Here is a 17,538-nt window from a genome sequence, read left to right on the forward strand (position 1 = left end):
TATAAGTATAACTATTGAATGTTATGTTTCTTGACTCTTGCCTAGAATAGATCCATCTGTCTTGGTGAGAGTCCTTCATATTCAATCCCGAGCAGACTCTGAAATGTTTTAGCATTACTTGCTGCATCCCCACCAGAGTTATTATTAAACAATACAATGATATCTTTCGTATCTCTTTCAAGATCAGCAATCCTCTGCTTCCATTCCAATAGTTCATCTTTATTGTAGTTATACAAATAACGAACTTCGCGCCAGTTGGCATTGCCCGATTTATTCCATCCATGAACGTTTCTCCCATGCATGCGAACCATGGTCATATTCGCATTTGTTGCCACTGGCACAACCGGAATCGAGCCCTCCCCGGACTGTGGTTCATCTGCAATGGAGTGAATCCACCCTTCTCCCTTCATAAAGTCAATTGTCTCGGCACGATAACGATCGCTAAACCAGGATTGATGTCTAAATTCCAGGGCGACAGGTATTTCTCCCATCATCTGCTTACAGTATCTCAAATACGTCACATTCTCTTTTCTGCAATCAAACCACGGTGGGAATTGAAAAAGGGCCAAAGCAAGTTTACCAGCATTCAAGTACGGTTTTAGTGATTCCTTAAACGCCTCAAACATCTCTTTCTTTGAGCTGAATGGAGTATCTCCGCGCTGATGTCCTGTCATTCCCTGGTAGGCCTTGACCACAAAACGAAAAGAATCCGGTGTCTGGTTCACCCATTTTTCTGCGTTGCGCACGGGCTGAACAGCATAAAAAGAAGCGTCCACTTCCACAACCGGGAAATGACTACTATACTCGGCCAATTTATTTGTTGATTTGATATGCTCTGGATAAATGGAATCATGGTCCCCCCATCCAGTCAAACCGATATAAATCATTAAAAATCCTTCCCCTCTTTCATATTCGCATAGGAGGTTTGGGCATACAGCATCCATTGTCTCCGTAACTCTCCAATCTCTTCCGCCTTCTATCCTTCTCCACTACAAATTTCACAAAAGGAATAATAATTACAGATAGAAACAAGATACGGAATAATTGAAACGCCGTTACGACGGTAACATCTGCTTGAACAGAGGCAGCAATAATACCCATTTGATCAAGTCCACCAGGTACAACACTCAAAAACCCTGTTGAAAATCCTAAATCATCTTGGTACTTCAGAATTATGCTGAGACCGAAAGCAAATAAAATTAAGACACTACTTGAGAAAAACGCATAGAAAATATGCTTTCTCGTTAGCTTGATATTTTCTTTTTTCAAAAGCAATCCTATGTAAATACCGATTACCAGCTGTGCAATATGAAGCATTGAAGTTGGCATGATTGGTACCTCTATATTTACTAAATTAAAACACATAATGAAAAAAACCGGACCGAGCATGTATGACGTCGGTACCTTAATCTTTTTAAATATCATTCCCGATCCATAACAAAGAACCAGGAGTCCCAGCAGATAGATAGAATAAACACCTTCCACTGCGTTATCCTGAACAAGTGCAGTTTGTTCATTTGCCACTATGAATGGCACTACCGTTACAATCATCAGAATGCGCAGTACGTGATAAAACGTAACAGTTGATAGATTAATGTTCTTTTGCTCTTCAGCAAAGATAATGATTTGCTGAAGCCCACCTGGAACACAGCAGGTCATTGCCGTTCCCCGGTCCATCTTCGTCCGATATGCCATGATGGAACTGATCAGTAAGAATAAGATAAAAAATGCAATATTGATGAAAAGCATTTCCGGAAAGTATTGTTTCATGTCCCTCAATGCATCCATTGTAAATGCATACCCTATAACATATCCTGCAATCACAAGTCCCAGATTGCGGAAAAAGGAATGCCATTCTAATTTCACCGGGGTAAATAACTGAACGGAAAGTACTGCAAATAACGGGCCTAACATCCAGGGCATCGGCAATCCAACTACATTGAATAATACAGCTCCTGCCAATCCAACTAATAATGCTTTTACCATTGGATGCAAAGTGAGCATACAATCATCTTCTTTCTTTATGTAAAAAATCATAGCAGCTAAAGCTGGCCATCAAGTCAATTTTCTATTCATAGTATACCATTAGTTTCATGAAGGAATAAACATGCCGCTTGAATATGCAAAAAGCAAAAAAGAGATAAGCATTTGTTATGCTTATCCCCTAAAACGTGTGTATCAATTAATCAGCTTTTGAGCTTCATGCAATTGAAAGGTACGGACTGATCGAGGAAGGAATCTGCGTATCTCTTCATCGTTATATCCTACCTGCAAGCGTTTTTCATCATGGATGATTGGTCTCTTTAAAAGCCTTGGATTTTTTTGAAGCAGTTCGTATAGGTCCTTTAAAGGAAGCTGCTCCATATCGATATTCATATCCTGAAATACCTTTGAGCGCGTTGACACAATCTCTTCTGTCCCATTTTCAGTTAAACGCAATATTGCCTTAATCTCATCAAGCGTTAAAGCCTCATTGAAAATATTCCGTTCTGTAAAGGGTATATGATGCTCCTGGAACCAGGCCTTCGCCTTTCTGCAGGATGTACAGCTTGGTGTGACGTAAAGTGTTACCATATAATCACTCTCCAATGTTATAAGAACTCCTATTAATCTATGCAATAATCACTTTCACGCTAACGCGAAACATTATAATTAATTAATTATACTTTAATTAATTATAATTGTACGCCTCTTTCCCTCTATTGTCAAGTTCTTATTCCCTACTCCTTTTTGCTAGGGAACAGCGTATAGGACCACGAATAAATAAAATCGACAATGAAAGCAATGCCCCAAATGACTCCTATCCCATAAATGATATCATTTGGATATGGGGAATCTTCTGCAGTCCCTTCCTCCACCCAGGATAAATCCGTTATATAGTCTTTCACTTCATGTAAACTATCCGTGCCCATTGACCAAAATATGGACTGGCCGATTACAAAAATGACTAAATGGATTAGCGATGATATACGGTATTTCTTTGCCAAATAGTTGGGATTTCTGTTTCGTTCCATTATCCTGTAATCTTTTTCCGTTAAAAGATCAACCCCTCGAAGCTTCCCAATTTTATCCCGCATCCATATATCCAATCTTCTAAAGTCAACTACGCCAAATGTACAAGCGTAAACTAAAAATACCGTAATGATAATGAGAAATGTGGAAATCTCACCTGTTTGACGGTATACGTATAATCCAAGCAATGCCTCTATAAGCAATAAAAGAAGGAAGGAGAAAATAAAAATTAGACTAAATTGGTGTTTGCCAAAAAAGTACCGAAACATACCAAATAATAAAAGACATATAAAAGATAATACCTCAATTGCAATAAATATTTCCCAATGATATATAAGGATAAAATCCATGTAGATTCCCCCTTCCTTTCCTCTGTAACATTTGAAAGACCTGCAGAAGCGAGCAACCATTTCCTATAAAAATTCACACCAAATCAAATTCAGATACATACTATATGCCTATAAGTTTATGTTTTATAAAAAGAGGTGAAAAAATTAATGGTTTCCTATATGGACTATACATCTCCATATATTTTGTTTCTCCAACAGCAAGTGTACCTGATTTCCCTCTTGAATTACACGAATAGTCTAAATTATACTCAGTATATTATATCAGTAAACAAGTTAGAACGTAACTGTTCAGGGGATGTCATCCAGTCAGCTAAGCTGGTCTCCCCATTGCGTTGCAGGAATCAGACTAGTTCATTATTTAGTAGTTATCATAAATTCATTGATTTCCAATCAAGGGTGGGAGGATTATAATAAATCTTAAAGGTATGCTAAGGAGGAGTCACATGGAGAATGTAAACCACGTAGTTTGTGAAAAAAGGTCTTATTCTAAGGAGTTCCAATCGCACCAGCATGAGTTTGGTCAGTTTCTCTTCCCATTACAAGGGACTTTAGATATTCAAACAAGTCGGCAAGAGATCCATTTGAAACCGGATTATTGTTTTTATATTCCTCCGAAATTCATACATAATTACCGTTCCACCGACAGAAATGAATTCCTGATTTTAGATATCCCAACGCAATACTTACCCGAAGATACCGATAGCATGCACATGAAGCTGGATAAACATTGGACGGCCATTCGATATTTGCTATTGGAGGAGGCAGGGAATCAAGAAAACACATCCGCTTTAGGAGACTTGACTAGATACGTGACCAATAAGCTTGAAACCTCTAAACCAACTTCGATTGCATATATTCATGACCATTATAAGGAGAATATCAGATTAGATACATTAGCAAACATAGAGCATTACCACCCAGTCTATTATTCAGCTTGGTTTAAACATAAAACCGGGAAAAGCCCAAAAGATTATATCTCGGAGCTTCGTTTAAAAGAAGCGAAGCATCTCCTAACTTCAACTGAGTGGACGATATCGAACATTAGCGAGGAATTAGGATTTGAGAATTCTTCATCATTCACGAGGTGGTTTGTTCGTTATGAAGGCATATCTCCCAAAAAATATCGAATCCTTCATATTGGATAAAAAAGATATTGAATTTGGTAAAGAAAATTCTCAGGAATTTTTCTATGATATGGTTAACATTCTTTTTTATTTATCATTGAGATAATAAATCAAGGGGACACTATCTCCTCTCTTCGTATTGCTGGCTGTTTTGGGGACCACAGGCACATCTCAGGCACTAATCCAGACAAAGTGCCCGGGATAATCAGTTTCCGATTTTGCGGGTTTAATTGTACTGGAAATCGGAATAGTTATATAGACAACCAAAAGTTCTGGCAGCAAAAAGAAATGGAGATGGAATAATAAGTAATATTAAAGATTATGAAGGGTGGTTAAACCATATGGCAAATATGGAGGATTTTCTTAAACTGGATATTCGTGTAGGCACAGTCATCAACGCAACCTCTTTTCCAAAAGCCAGAAAGCCGGCTATAAAACTAGAAATTGACTTCGGAGAAGAGATTGGGATTAAACATTCTTCTGCTCAAATCACACGCAGATATACTCCTAAACAACTTTATGGACGCCAAGTAATCGGAGTAGTTAATTTCCCACCAATGCATATTGCAGGGTTTAAATCTGAGGTATTGGTAATAGGCGGTGTGCTGGATGAAGGAGACGTTGTTCTTTTAAGACCCGACGAACCGATTAGAAATGGGACACGTATTTCATGACATGCTTATTATATAAACGAATAATTCCCTAGTGAAATTATAGTCATTAGGGAATTAGATACTTTCCCCAAAAAACTATTACCATAACAACAATAATCAATGAAATAATTCCTAATAACCATTTCTTCCTTAGCATGATGTAACAACTTCCTTCTGTATGTATTAATTATTATATCGGTCAATATTCTTTTTTTTAGGATATTGAGCAAGTTCCATAATTTATACCCATGCCGAAGTAAGTATTTAGGAAGGAAGAAAGGGGGGAGTAACAACTAAAGGATGACGTTGAGTCGCTGTCTAACTAATTCAACCAGCTCAACTATCTTTATACCAGTTCAATGCTTTTTCTTCTATTTCTTTGACGAGGCGTTCCTTACCATCTATGTACGATTCTATATCATATGGAAATTGCTGTGCCAATTTCTCTTTTAAGTCACCATAGCTCTTCTTTACATCTGGATGTGTTTGCAAGTAATCACGGAAAGCTAAATGTCGTTTTATCTCTTTACTTCCATTCTGATAAATATGGATATGATGGGAGCGATTGTTTCCCCCTTTTTGAAAGTATCTTCTCCCAGATATTCCGTTCTCACCTTTGGGTTCATATCCATTCATCTGCATCTCCTGATTGTAGGTGTCAACACAGGCAATGTTTCTAACGACAGGCATCATGTCTACTATTGGTTTAGCTTTCAGACCCGGAACGGAAGTACTGCCAATATGATGAATATCTACAATTTCATCTCCGAAAATGAGCTTAAGTTTCTCAGCTTCTTCCGAAAACATTAACGACCACTCTTCATTGTGTGCACACACTTCCACTCTTCTCAATGATGATACTCCCTTCTATAGCTATGGCATCAAGTAATTTAATAGCTAAGTTCTATTTGCTTTAGCTAACATTGCAATGCTATATGACTGATAAGCAGTAAATGCGATTGATAATATAACTATAAGACTCAATAATAAAGGATTTATTCCAATGATAATGTCATTAAACAAGACAATAGTAACTATTATCCAAATCCTATTAATGAAATTATCTTATTTGTAATACCGGATTTAAACATTTTACCCACTCCCTTTATTGAGTAATCCTGTCTCTTTAATTAATCTTCTTTTTGTAATTAATAAGCAGCCGTCTGTTCAAGTCATATTTTATAATTTGTTACTATAGATTGAATAAACCTACTAATAGAATTACAAGCATTATGGAAAGATATATGTAGCTTTTCCTTATATAAAAAACGATTATAAATATAGCAGATAGCAAAACCCAAAAGATATTATCTGCAATTGTTGGTAACGGATCGAAGAAAAACTGTTCCATTGTAATTTTTATCAATAATATTATTATGGATGCCCTTAAGATTGAATCAGTTGCTTTATTTTCTCTTTCCTGACTTTTGTCAAACTCCATCAAAGTCCTCCTTATAAATTTACATACACTTGCTCACTAGATGGTAAAGATTATTTACTTATTTTAACTGCCATTACAACAGCCTTAACTCATGCAGCAATTCGTTTTAAAAAAAATATTCTTAGCTATTCTATAAGGTTTTTTTCTTTGAAACTCGGACTTAATTCACTCCACACATCAAATTTATTGCTATCTAAATCATAGAAAACAAAGTTTCTTCCGGCATGTCCTCTGTTTTCAATTTCTCCGACCCTTATCCCTTTTTCTGTAAAATCTTTATGTATGGCTTCCAGGGCACTTAATCCATTTACTTCAAATGTTAAAGAAAAACGCTCAACACCGTTACTATCATAGAAATTTGAGCTTTGATTTTCATTCGACTTAACAAGAAAAAAACTTTGATCTGCAAAATTAAGAATTGCTTTATCTTTGTCTTTGTAACTTAACTCTGCACTTAATTTGCTGACATACCAGTCAGAAGATTGTTCTACATTGGTCACTGGTATATAAGTTGTTCCTATCCTTAGTAATTTATCATTCATTCTATTGATCCCTTCTAATATTATAGTATGCACTTTCTTCTTATAAGAGGCCTTTATCCTTCTAAACGCCATAGTTCTGGAGCGCTTCTTATCGATCTCATCATTAGATCTTTTACTTATAATCCTCTTCCTCGAAAAAAAAATGCTTTTCTCCTTTGTTTTAAATAATTCCACCATAATCATTGCTAAAGGAAGAGGAGGGTAGTATTTCCCCTTTTCCATCAAATTTATCGTTTGCCTGGAAGCCCCTAATTTTTCAGCTAATCGATCTTGTGAAAAACCATGACTGATCTGGCAACTCTTTACCTTAATTTCACGCTATAATGCCTCATGGTCTTCGGAATTCCTTTTATTTCAAAAATCCCGTTACAAATCAGGCTTCTTATTCTATATTCAAGGAATGTATCGCTTATATTGCTCTCTATATGGCTATAAACCTCAGCAATTATTCTTGCTGCTTTTATGAAATCCTTCTTGCTTTGTTTATCATGTAATATTTGAGCAGAGGCAACAATTAATTCATCGAAGTGACCTTCGCCTACTTCTCTGATTTTGTCATTCTTCCAAATTCGCACCACCCCTTTAGTATCTGATAAGGTTATCCATTCTTTTTCAAATCGTATTCTTTCCTCAGCTGTTAAAGGCTTTTGTAATTTATTTTGATAGATAGTGTTCAGTTTCTCAGGTTCAACCTCACTTGTATGAGAATAAAAATATTGAAACTCTCTTGTATTAAATAGATCTTGGTAAGCGGTTGTTGTATTTATAAAGGAAACTTCATTCGCTTTCTCTTTGAGTAAATACAAAAGATAACGTAATCCCGTTTGTTCATCTGCATTTTCAGCAGTCCATATTATGATTGGGACATGATTTGGTATGGCGTCAATTTTTGTAAGAGTTTTTGAAAATCTTCTCTCATACTCTTCTTTAATAAAATCATCTGGATAATTCAAATGGTCTCTCAACCATTCATATCTGCACTTTCTGCCACCTTCTTGATGAAGCTTCCAAATAGGTCCGACAGCAAAGAAATCAGGAAAGCCTATTATCCTATTCTCACGCCCTAAACCAACACGTAAAGAACCCGCTTGCGATTCCCCACACACGATATGTACCGCTTCAAATTCTCTATCAACAGTGTTAATCAATGACGATCACCCCTATTATTTATTTGGCTCTTTTTCTTCTATTAAAAATGAGAATTAACATAACACCAATGGCTACAACCGCTGCAACCCATAGAATGACCAATAAGTGTTACCTTATCCATCCGATTATCGTCAATATATCCTTTAAGCCAATCAGAAATTTCTTTTAATGAAATTCTCTCCTTGATTCCCTCGCTTCTTCCCATACCTGGAAGGTCTAAAAGGTGACATTCATAACAATCTGATGTGCTCTCGCCAATCTTCAATCCTTCCAGTCCAGTAAACGCCGCTGCCGGAAGACAGATAAGAGGCTTGTCTTTACCTAAGATTTTAGAATGGTATTTCCCAAATTGTTTTCATCTCCCCCGTGAGTATATCTATAAATAAAACCTTATCATAAATGATCGAATAGTTGTTGAACTATTCTGCTTTTTGTGCCATAGAATTACAAATTTTCATTCATCTGTTATTTTCAATTGCATTTTATAAATCAGTTTATATGTAATTAGGAATGTAATTTATAATGAAAAAAGTAGTCCAGTTTGAAGTAAATTTTATTTTATACTCCAAAACTGAACTACTTACTATATACAGACTCTTCTTTTATCTATTGTTCCAAACTATCTAATTCAGAGTTTCCAACCGAATATCGTATCAAAAACGACATTGGTTTTATGAATACTATACGATGTTTATATAGTGTCCTGCCTATACATATTCGTGATATTCATTTGGGTCCTGCCCTTCTACACGGCCGGCTTCTCCTTTATCCAATGAATCAATTGTTTCAATATCCTCAGCTGCTAATTCAAAGTTGGTGCTATTGAAATTATCTTTTTGATGCACTGGATTACTTGATTTTGGTATAGAAAATACGCCCGCTTGATAATTCCAATTTAAAATAATCTGTGCCGGGGTTTTATCATACTTATCCGCAATTTCTTTAATTGTGGTATTTTCCAGCACGTCATTCAGATATCCTCGACCAAAAGGGCTCCAGGCTTCAGTAAGTATGCCCCGTTTTTTATTTTCTTCCACCATACGGTTATTATTAAAATACGGATGGCGCTCCACCTGGTTTGTAGCAGGTGTCACACCTGTTGCTTCGATAATGTCGTCCAGATGTTCTGGTTCAAAGTTTGAAACGCCAATGGTTCTGATTAACCCTTGTTTTTGAGCATCCACTAAAGCCTTCCAAGCTTCTACATACTTGCCTTCCTTAGGATTTGGCCAATGAATTAAATACTTGTCAAAATATTTTAATCCAGTGCGGCGCAGAGATTCTTGAATAAAGATAAATGCCTTGTCATATTCATGGTAAGCACCGGGCAATTTCGTACTAATTAAAATCTCTTCTCTGGGCAGTGCGGACCGACGCACAGCTTCACCGACAATCCCTTCATTATCATAGTTTGTTGAAGTATCGATTAAGCGAAACCCTATATTTAAAGCGTTTAAGATTTCAAATGTGCCCTGATCCCCGTTAATACCGATTGTGCCTAATCCCACAAAAGGAAGTTCTCCACCATCATTTAGAGTAAAACCATTATTATTCAAAGTCAAAATCTCATCTCCTTTAAAAATTTTGCAATGTAAGTTGAGAATGGAATAGATTTTTCCATGGTGTCCATAATTACAATACCCGAATTATAAAAATCCTACACTAACCGGGATTAATTACTATGCCTTTGTTACTCTCTTGGTTTCTCATCCCCCCACGTTCCCCCCTCTTTTACGCCTCAAGTGTTGGTTTAAAATAAAGTTTGATTAAAAACAACTCACAAACCAATACTTTGATCTTATCAAGTATAGACTTGGTGATACTTAAGTTACTGTTGTCGTAACAATACAGTTGAAATTATTGAATATCGTTCCGTTCAAATAATGTCCATATTTGCTCTGCCATCATTTGAGGTGAATTTGGCATGCGATTTAATATCCAGCTCTCCACAGTTCCAACAAATGCTGATGCCATAAATTGTACAATCAATTCCTTATCCATGTTTTGATTGATGCCCTGTATATGAATCTTCTTCTGTATAGCAGACGAAAGGAATTCCAACATCCGTTCCCGAAATACGTAAGTTTTTTTATTGGAAAGCATCGAAGAAAAGAATAGGAAATTCTCCTCAAAATAAATAAACAAGGACTTCAGCGCCTCAATTGCCTCAACCATCTCCACCTTTTCCTCTGTAAACTTGGAAAAGGTACAAGAGTTAATCATTCTGTTCAAATGGTCGTCGATGCATTGATCCAGCAAATCATGTTTATCTATATAATGAAGATAAAAAGTCCCACGATTCACATCAGCTCGTTCAGAAATGTCATTAATAGTAATTCGATCAAATTCTTTCTCCATAAACAATTCCAGAAACGCCCCGTTAATGGCTTTCTTCGTTCTAAGAATTCGTCTATCTGTTTTGTTTTCCATTTGTTAAGGTCTCCCTTCGTTAATCAACACTATTCATCCGTTTGTTGTATATCAAACTAAATAACGTATATTAGCGATTGAATTTATCTTTATTCTCTTTATAATAATAGTCAACAACAGTTAAATAATCAACATTTGTTCAATAAACTGTTGAGAGGCAAATAAAAAATTAAATTAAGGGGAGATAGAAGTGGAAAGCATACAATCTAAGGTAATTATTATTACGGGGGCATCCAGCGGAATTGGAGAAGCCACTGCAAAGTTTTTAGCTCAACATGGAGCAAGACTTGTATTAGCAGCAAGAAGAGAGGATCGACTAAGAACCATTGTGGACAACATTCTTCAGCATGATGGTAACGCAGTTTATATGCAGACAGACGTAACTTCAGTTGAAGACATGCAGAGGCTGGCACAGTTTGCAATGGAAAAGTTTGGGAGAATTGATGTTCTTATCAATAATGCTGGTGTTCAATTGAATTCTCAGTTACATGAACTGAAAATGAACGAATGGGAGCAAACCATTGATGTGAATATCAAGGGAGTTCTTTACGGCATTGCTGCAGTATTGCCGACAATGAGAAAACAGAAATCAGGACATATCATCAACATGTCCTCAGTCGTGGGACATAAGGTTATCCCGACAACTGCTGTATATAGCGCAAGCAAGTCTGCTGTCCGTGCCATTTCAGAAGGGCTGCGTCAGGAAGAATCAACGGAGTCTCGGATTCGGTCTACAATCATCTCACCAGGAATGACAGCGACTGGTGTGTTGGATGAGTATTCAGACTATCCAAGTCTTTCCCCATCCACTGTCTCACAAGCGTTTGCCTATGCAATCAATCATCCTGATGATGCCAACGTAAACGAGATAGTAATCAGACCTACATTGCAATCAATATAAAACTTCCCGACTATACAAGGCCGACTATTCGTTTATGTTTATCTAAGAGAAGGGCTCATATAGCAGTTGTGTTTGTGACCTACTGCTACAAATTTTTTAGATTACACTTGGGTTAATTGTGAAGGTAAATATAGAAAGTTACTTATCGTGTTACTAAGAGCCCTTACTCAAGATGAGTTAAATTATTGGGGGTTATACTTCTGTAACATTTTCACTCCGCATTTTTTCTGAATAATAAAAATAACCTCTTACGGACATCATTTTTGAAGAGGTTATTTTTCTCAAACTTTATTACAAATTATCAATCTTTATTTTAAATATCGAACTTTGTTTTAAATGATCAATCTTTTTTATAAAACTACACTCTGATTGAAATGGTGATTACGATGGGATATTTTCCGATTTCGGAAATAAAAAAACCGAAGATTTGCCGGGATAAATACCGGAAAATCTTCGGAATTGGAATGTAATTTTTATTTAAGAACCCTTGATTTTATCTAAGGTGGGAACTTTATTTAAAGAAACAAATTATCTCCCTGTTACTTAGTTGGAATTTTTCCAAATCCCCCTCAATCCCTTATACACCAAGGCTTCCACCCTCTTTTCTCGACTTTTTCTTCCCTCCATTATGTTATTAAGTTCTTCCCCAAAACCCCCATTTTCGCCCTCTTTTCTCCGCTCTGGCTTGTATCGAATATTCGGACAATGTTAAAAAGATGGTACCAGAATGGAGGAGAAGAATCGGGAGAAAAGAAAGGAAATATAGCAATTGTAGGACATAATAGACAGAAGAAAATGAGGAGGAAAGATGACTAAAATCTTACGGATTTATGTGGTGGGGATAACAACCGAAAAGGGATTTGACACCCAGTGAATATAGTAACGCAAAGGATTATTTGGACTTTCTCCCGATTTTGGGAAAATAAAAAGGGACGAAATCCTACTGGATCCGTCCCGATAAAATATTGATTTTTATTGAAAAAACTGATTAAAAAACGATTGAGTACATAACGGTCTGCCTGCTCTTTTTCTTCTCTCTTCCTTCCGATCCGGATACCAACTATTTAGCAGTGGGTACCGACTTTTTAGCAGAGGGAAATGGAAAGTAACAGGGAGATATAATAGAAAAAACAGTTAAGGAGATAGGAATGGATATTCAGGCTTCTCCAACAGGCTTTTTACTCTCATTCCCTAAAACCCATCAACATGCCTAACCTGAATGCTTTTGCTGGATTTTAATCGAGAAGACGAACCAAAGATACGCTCCTATTCTATTATTAGATTATTACATAAAGCTCGATACACACATGTCTCCACTTTCATTATACTAAGTTATAAATTGATACTAATATTATTTACCTTCTATTAATCTATTTGTTTTTTGTCTTTCTTCATTATCTAAAGGAGGGGTTACGATACACAAAAATCTTTTTGCCCTACTACATGCAACATATAATAGTCTTGTTTCATCCTCTTTTTCATTAATATCTGGCTCTAGTAATTTTTCGATATCTTCAAGGTAAACTAATACTGACTCAAATTCTGCCCCTTTTGATTTATGGATCGTCCTAATTTCACTATCCTTTTCTTCAGGTAATTTAAGGTCATCTATGAGTTCCTTCACTAAAGTGCCTTCACTAAATGTCTTAAAACCTCCTGCACTTACACCTTGCAAATCCAAATTTTGGTTTTTGAAGAATGTTTTAAGATCCTTATAGAATTCCAAAACACTCTTTTTCAAGGCCTCACCTCGATTAGTAATCAGAAACTCCAATAGGGAAACTGAAATACTTCTTTTTTGTAGTGACGTTAGATTACCGTTATTAAAAGGTTTTTTTAATTTATCATTTGCATCAGTTTGAAATGCTTTAACACACTCTTTAATCGCAAAGTCAATCATCCCTTTCTGTCCATATTCCTGGCACTGCATTAGAGACAGCAGAAAACGATACCTGTTTGCTGAATCCTTCTGTTCTAAGTCCTCCCAAGGGGTTATCAATTGCCCATTTTTCAGTTTTGATACGGTTGGGTTATTCCTCGCTAAAATGCAGTAGTCACCATTCATATTTAATTCTTTCCTTTTAGAATTGAATGATTCAATCGTTTGCTTTAAATCACTTCCGTCACACTCAATTAAGGAAACATGGTCAGCTATATTTGTCCATAGACACGTCTGATTTATTTCATCACCTCTCAATTTATTTAATAGACTTACAATATTCTCACCGCTCCGTCTATTCTGATTCATAATATAATTTTTTTGGTTAGGAAGCTGAAAGTTTACAAAGGCTTCTCTTGAAGCTCCTTGAAACCCAAAGATCGATTGAGCAGGATCACCAATTACCCCAATAACAGCCCCGCTTTCAGATAACCATTTAATTATCTTTGTTTGTATCGGACTGGTATCCTGAAATTCATCAAGTACGATGTATGGATATTTAGCGACTAATATCTCCCTTAGCACCGGGTATGATTCTAGTAAGCAATAAGAGAAATAAAGTACGTCTTGATGATGTATTATGCCTTTTGACCAACAATATTTCTTATAATTCAACAAATCTTCTCGCCTAACAGAATACCTCCCAATTCGAGATGAAAACGGCTTTCTGGTCATTAATGTTAATTCCTCATTCTCATCAAAGAACCAATCTAAATCTTCCAAGCAACTTTTAATTTTCTTTGCCGTCTTTTTGCTTTTGTCAAAATATCTGATATTATATTTCGTTTTCCATTGATAGATTAGTCCTGAAGAAGCTATATTTTCATCATGAGTCTTCATCTTAGTAATATCCACCAATGGTTCAGAGTCATCATCTGTTAGTAAATAAACATAGGGACTTACAAGATTCTTATATAAAAAGCTGTGAATGGTTGAGGACTCTATTACCTTTTCTTTTATCTCAAGCCGTTTTAGTATCTCATTTGCCCCTACGTTAGTATAGGTGATGCAAGCAATTTTTGATGTTGGAAGTATTCGATTTGATTTCCTTAAAATATGTTTTATATTTTGAATTAGCCAATACGTTTTTCCTGCACCAGGACCTGCTATCACTTTAAAAGATTTATCTACATCCTCTAATAAGTGTTCAGACGAAATCTTACGGTAAGACACACTCATTGAACTTCATCTTCTCTCTTAAAGCAAACCCATTTGAAAGCATCCACAATATACTGAGGTACACATATTATTGGACTACCAATTGGTTTTAATATATCAGCCAACTCAAAGGCTAATTCACCTTTCTTTCCTTCAGCATATTGCAAAAAACCTGAAGCTACTTTCGCTTTTTCTTGCTCCTCAGCTGTCCAATTACTATTTATCAACTCATCAAACTCTTCAAGCTCTTTAACGTTTTCTTTAAAAAAATCGGTTTCTGAATTTTCCCATGCTAAATCATATTCCAAAGTTTTTCCGTAACCCGAATCATTATAGAATACTTTTACTCTCTCATAATCTCCTATTAAACCTATCAAACTCTTCAGATTATTGGAGATGTTATTATATTTAAAAGTTTCTTGTGATCCTATTTCAAATGGCCAACAAGCATTCCATCCGCTACCTTTTCCTTTTGTTATTAATTCATTTTTCTTTATTGGGTCTGCATCAGTTACACAAGCCACATTCTTATTCAGAGCATAAATTATACATTCTTCTTCTACGTTTGCACCAAATAATTTTATAAAATGTTTAAACGTAGAGGAGTCAACCTTTATTAGTGAGACATGTGAGCGGTCAAGATCAAATCGACATTTCTCCGCTAATACTGGATATAGCATAAGTTCAGCCATTCCTTCTACAAATAATACAGATTGCGAAAATAACATGGCTGATTTAGTTGCGTCTAAGAATCTTTCCACATACCTTTTTGATTTTTGATCATCTTTTGAGTTTGAGAATACTCTGGCAGGGTACTTAGCTTGAACCTTTGCATCATTGTCAGCCTCTAAACATATAATTGGATCTAAACCGACCGCAGAAGTTATCTGCGTAGAATGTGTGGTAATAAAAATTTGTCTACTATGTTCCTGTTTATCAACTTCCTCCTTTAAAAATTTAAGGAAGTTATATTGAAGAGATGGATGTAAATGAGCTTCTGGTTCTTCTATGAGTAGGACAGGGAAGACCTTCGCATTCTCTCCTTGATTTTTAGAGGTAATCATTTTAAATTTAGCTAAAATTAAAGATATATAAATTAGGTTATTGTATCCCATTCCATTATTTGATATAGGCACTTCTATATTGGTATGAGTCCTTATTATCAAATTAAGTATAGATAATACATCTGCCTCTTCCAACCTACCTTTTAAACCTGGTGATCCTCCAATAATTGCTCCCGTCTCTTTTGCTAATTTAAGAATTTCTTCAGTCTGTATTCTATCAACTATATTACTTACTACTTTTTTTGTAGATGAATGAAACTCTTCTTTCGCTTTTTGGTTTTTTTCAAATCTTATCTCATCTGAGTCTTTTTCAATACCATAATCTTTAAAGTGTAATAGGATTTGTTTTAATAATGAATTCCGCCCCGATGCCATGTGGCTATCAACATCTCTAAGTGCATTTAAAGTTTCACAATGTATTTTATCCAGATATTCCACATCTGCTCTTAGATTATTATCAGGATTGCCACCCAGTATCCTCGAGACATACATTGGAAAATATTTTTCGAGAATCTCCCATCTATTTTCTTCATATACTTGTGAGATTTCCTCCCTATATCTTTCGGCGTTTTTTTCAGGCAAGAAAAATTTATAGGTGAGTTTTGCTTCCCAAGGGCTATCTAATTTTGTTAGCCAGCTTGCTACAACCGCCTTGTCATCTTCAGTATTGTTTTCTGATGAACAAAGCGTTGCTGTAATTGTTATCTCTGGAGGTTCACTGAGGTCTGAAATTGATTTGTTAAAATCATCTAATGATAGAGTTGACCTTGTATTATTTCTATTAAATATCAACTCTAATGCCTTAATTACAGTCGTTTTACCAGCATTATTAGAACCTATAATTACATTCATACCTGGATTAAATTCTATTTCTGCAGTTCTAAAACATCTAAAATTCTCAATTTCTATTTTAGAGATATACATACGAATCCTCCTAAACATTATAACTCCAGAAAATATATACCTTACACAATTATAATGTTATCATATAAATGGGAAAATATGGACGATGTGATTTTAATAATGGGGGGGGAATTTATATGAAATATATGATGACTGACATTTCAACACACATTGACTTAGGTTTTGGCATCACAGCATCAAATTTCAGACAAACGGCTTTGTTTCTCGATGAAAGTTATGATGATAGCGTATATACGGGAGAGATGCCGATTTTATATCTATACAGGCATTCAGTTGAACTTTTTCTAAAATCACTAATCACTATATTCCATAGAAAATTGGAATTGCCGTATAAAGAAGGCAAAGTAGCCTTCGATAACAATATACCATTTATTAAATCAGAGAAGAATCAATGGAGAGAAATTACAAAATGTCACGACATATCAACACTTTACCGTTATTACTTGGAACTAATTGAAGATAATAAAGATTTGTTAGTTGATAAAGCACCGAATGGAGATTGGAACATCATTAATCCTGACAACCAAAAATACGTTGATTTAATTAAAGGTTATGATTTTGACAGCACTTATTTTCGATATCCATTTACTAAAAACAAAAATGTTGATAACAAAAAATTTAGTGTTAAAAAGGTTGATCCAGAGGATGTCCTTACTCAATTTAAACCCAATAGAGCACAAAGTACATTACTAATTTTTAATGATAACGAGGAAGTTGTACAGGCACATGTTAATACAAAAGTAGATTTGAAGGATTTAACAAATGCTATAAAAGAATTATCCTATTACTTCGATTGTATTCATGCTATGTCAAGAGCTACCCTTTGCAACTATTGGTAATGTGCTTTAAAG

Annotated in this window: 17 protein-coding genes and 1 pseudogene; 4 read left to right on the forward strand and 14 right to left on the reverse strand. The window is 35.5% G+C overall.

Features of this window, described 5'->3' with window-relative positions:
• Positions 1–41: 41 nt before the first annotated feature.
• The 4 genes from OMHG_RS16315 to OMHG_RS16330 form a co-directional block, all read right to left on the reverse strand.
• Positions 42–887 (reverse strand): DUF72 domain-containing protein, encoded by an 846-nt coding sequence (locus tag OMHG_RS16315; protein ID WP_010651968.1) that lies wholly within the window; start codon positions 885–887, stop codon positions 42–44.
• 19 nt (positions 888–906) lie between these two features.
• On the reverse strand, positions 907–2,037 hold the full coding sequence (locus OMHG_RS16320) for an AbrB family transcriptional regulator (RefSeq protein WP_237566211.1): 1,131 nt from the start codon (positions 2,035–2,037) through the stop codon (positions 907–909).
• Positions 2,038–2,178: 141 nt separating this feature from the next.
• Positions 2,179–2,574 carry a transcriptional regulator SpxA gene (spxA, locus tag OMHG_RS16325; protein WP_010651970.1) on the reverse strand — a complete coding sequence of 132 codons (396 nt, stop codon included), beginning with the start codon at positions 2,572–2,574 and terminating at the stop codon, positions 2,179–2,181.
• A gap of 146 nt (positions 2,575–2,720) precedes the next feature.
• Positions 2,721–3,362 (reverse strand): hypothetical protein, encoded by a 642-nt coding sequence (locus OMHG_RS16330; protein ID WP_010651971.1) that lies wholly within the window; start codon positions 3,360–3,362, stop codon positions 2,721–2,723.
• 443 nt (positions 3,363–3,805) lie between these two features.
• On the opposite strand from OMHG_RS16330, the gene OMHG_RS16335 reads away from it, so the two are divergent.
• A complete protein-coding gene (locus tag OMHG_RS16335) occupies positions 3,806–4,507 on the forward strand; it encodes an AraC family transcriptional regulator (protein ID WP_010651972.1) in 702 nt (233 codons plus the stop codon).
• A gap of 320 nt (positions 4,508–4,827) precedes the next feature.
• A complete protein-coding gene (gene csaA, locus OMHG_RS16340) occupies positions 4,828–5,160 on the forward strand; it encodes a chaperone CsaA (RefSeq protein ID WP_010651973.1) in 333 nt (110 codons plus the stop codon).
• A 315-nt stretch (positions 5,161–5,475) separates the two neighbouring features.
• On the opposite strand, the gene OMHG_RS16345 is transcribed toward csaA, so the two are convergent.
• From OMHG_RS16345 to OMHG_RS16370, 8 genes and pseudogenes are all read right to left on the reverse strand, one after another.
• The gene (locus OMHG_RS16345) at positions 5,476–5,991 is read right to left on the reverse strand and encodes a GrpB family protein (protein WP_044477049.1); all 516 of its coding nucleotides are present in this window, start codon (positions 5,989–5,991) and stop codon (positions 5,476–5,478) included.
• Between the two features lie 340 nt (positions 5,992–6,331).
• Positions 6,332–6,580 (reverse strand): hypothetical protein, encoded by a 249-nt coding sequence (locus tag OMHG_RS16350; protein WP_010651975.1) that lies wholly within the window; start codon positions 6,578–6,580, stop codon positions 6,332–6,334.
• A 125-nt stretch (positions 6,581–6,705) separates the two neighbouring features.
• On the reverse strand, positions 6,706–7,122 hold the full coding sequence (locus tag OMHG_RS16355) for a VOC family protein (RefSeq protein WP_044477073.1): 417 nt from the start codon (positions 7,120–7,122) through the stop codon (positions 6,706–6,708).
• Positions 7,123–7,338: 216 nt separating this feature from the next.
• A pseudogene (locus OMHG_RS19355) lies at positions 7,339–7,434 on the reverse strand (transcriptional regulator); the annotation flags it as partial.
• A complete protein-coding gene (locus OMHG_RS16360; RefSeq protein WP_010651977.1) occupies positions 7,425–8,270 on the reverse strand; it encodes a DUF1835 domain-containing protein in 846 nt (281 codons plus the stop codon). The pseudogene OMHG_RS19355 and the gene OMHG_RS16360, both read right to left, overlap by 10 nt.
• Before the next feature lie 41 nt (positions 8,271–8,311).
• On the reverse strand, positions 8,312–8,536 hold the full coding sequence (locus OMHG_RS19475) for an alpha/beta fold hydrolase (RefSeq protein ID WP_147629102.1): 225 nt from the start codon (positions 8,534–8,536) through the stop codon (positions 8,312–8,314).
• A gap of 442 nt (positions 8,537–8,978) precedes the next feature.
• Positions 8,979–9,833, reverse strand: coding sequence for an aldo/keto reductase (locus tag OMHG_RS16365; RefSeq protein WP_010651978.1), 855 nt, complete (start codon positions 9,831–9,833; stop codon positions 8,979–8,981).
• Between the two features lie 295 nt (positions 9,834–10,128).
• Positions 10,129–10,701 carry a TetR/AcrR family transcriptional regulator gene (locus OMHG_RS16370; RefSeq protein ID WP_010651979.1) on the reverse strand — a complete coding sequence of 191 codons (573 nt, stop codon included), beginning with the start codon at positions 10,699–10,701 and terminating at the stop codon, positions 10,129–10,131.
• A 190-nt stretch (positions 10,702–10,891) separates the two neighbouring features.
• Between OMHG_RS16370 and OMHG_RS16375 the strand changes: the two genes are divergently transcribed.
• Complete coding sequence (locus tag OMHG_RS16375) at positions 10,892–11,602, forward strand: SDR family oxidoreductase (RefSeq protein WP_010651980.1); 711 nt, start codon at positions 10,892–10,894, stop codon at positions 11,600–11,602.
• Positions 11,603–12,953: 1,351 nt separating this feature from the next.
• Here the strand turns inward: OMHG_RS16375 and OMHG_RS16380 are convergent.
• Complete coding sequence (locus tag OMHG_RS16380; RefSeq protein ID WP_010651981.1) at positions 12,954–14,720, reverse strand: UvrD-helicase domain-containing protein; 1,767 nt, start codon at positions 14,718–14,720, stop codon at positions 12,954–12,956.
• The gene (locus OMHG_RS16385) at positions 14,717–16,687 is read right to left on the reverse strand and encodes an ATP-dependent nuclease (RefSeq protein WP_010651982.1); all 1,971 of its coding nucleotides are present in this window, start codon (positions 16,685–16,687) and stop codon (positions 14,717–14,719) included. The genes OMHG_RS16380 and OMHG_RS16385 overlap by 4 nt, the downstream gene beginning before the upstream one ends.
• Positions 16,688–16,803: 116 nt before the next feature.
• Here OMHG_RS16385 and OMHG_RS16390 point away from each other — a divergent pair, with 116 nt between their 5' ends.
• On the forward strand, positions 16,804–17,526 hold the full coding sequence (locus OMHG_RS16390; protein ID WP_010651983.1) for a hypothetical protein: 723 nt from the start codon (positions 16,804–16,806) through the stop codon (positions 17,524–17,526).
• Positions 17,527–17,538: the final 12 nt, after the last annotated feature.

Source organism: Oceanobacillus massiliensis str. N'diop (assembly GCF_000285495.1).
Lineage (GTDB): Bacteria > Bacillota > Bacilli > Bacillales > Amphibacillaceae > Oceanobacillus > Oceanobacillus massiliensis.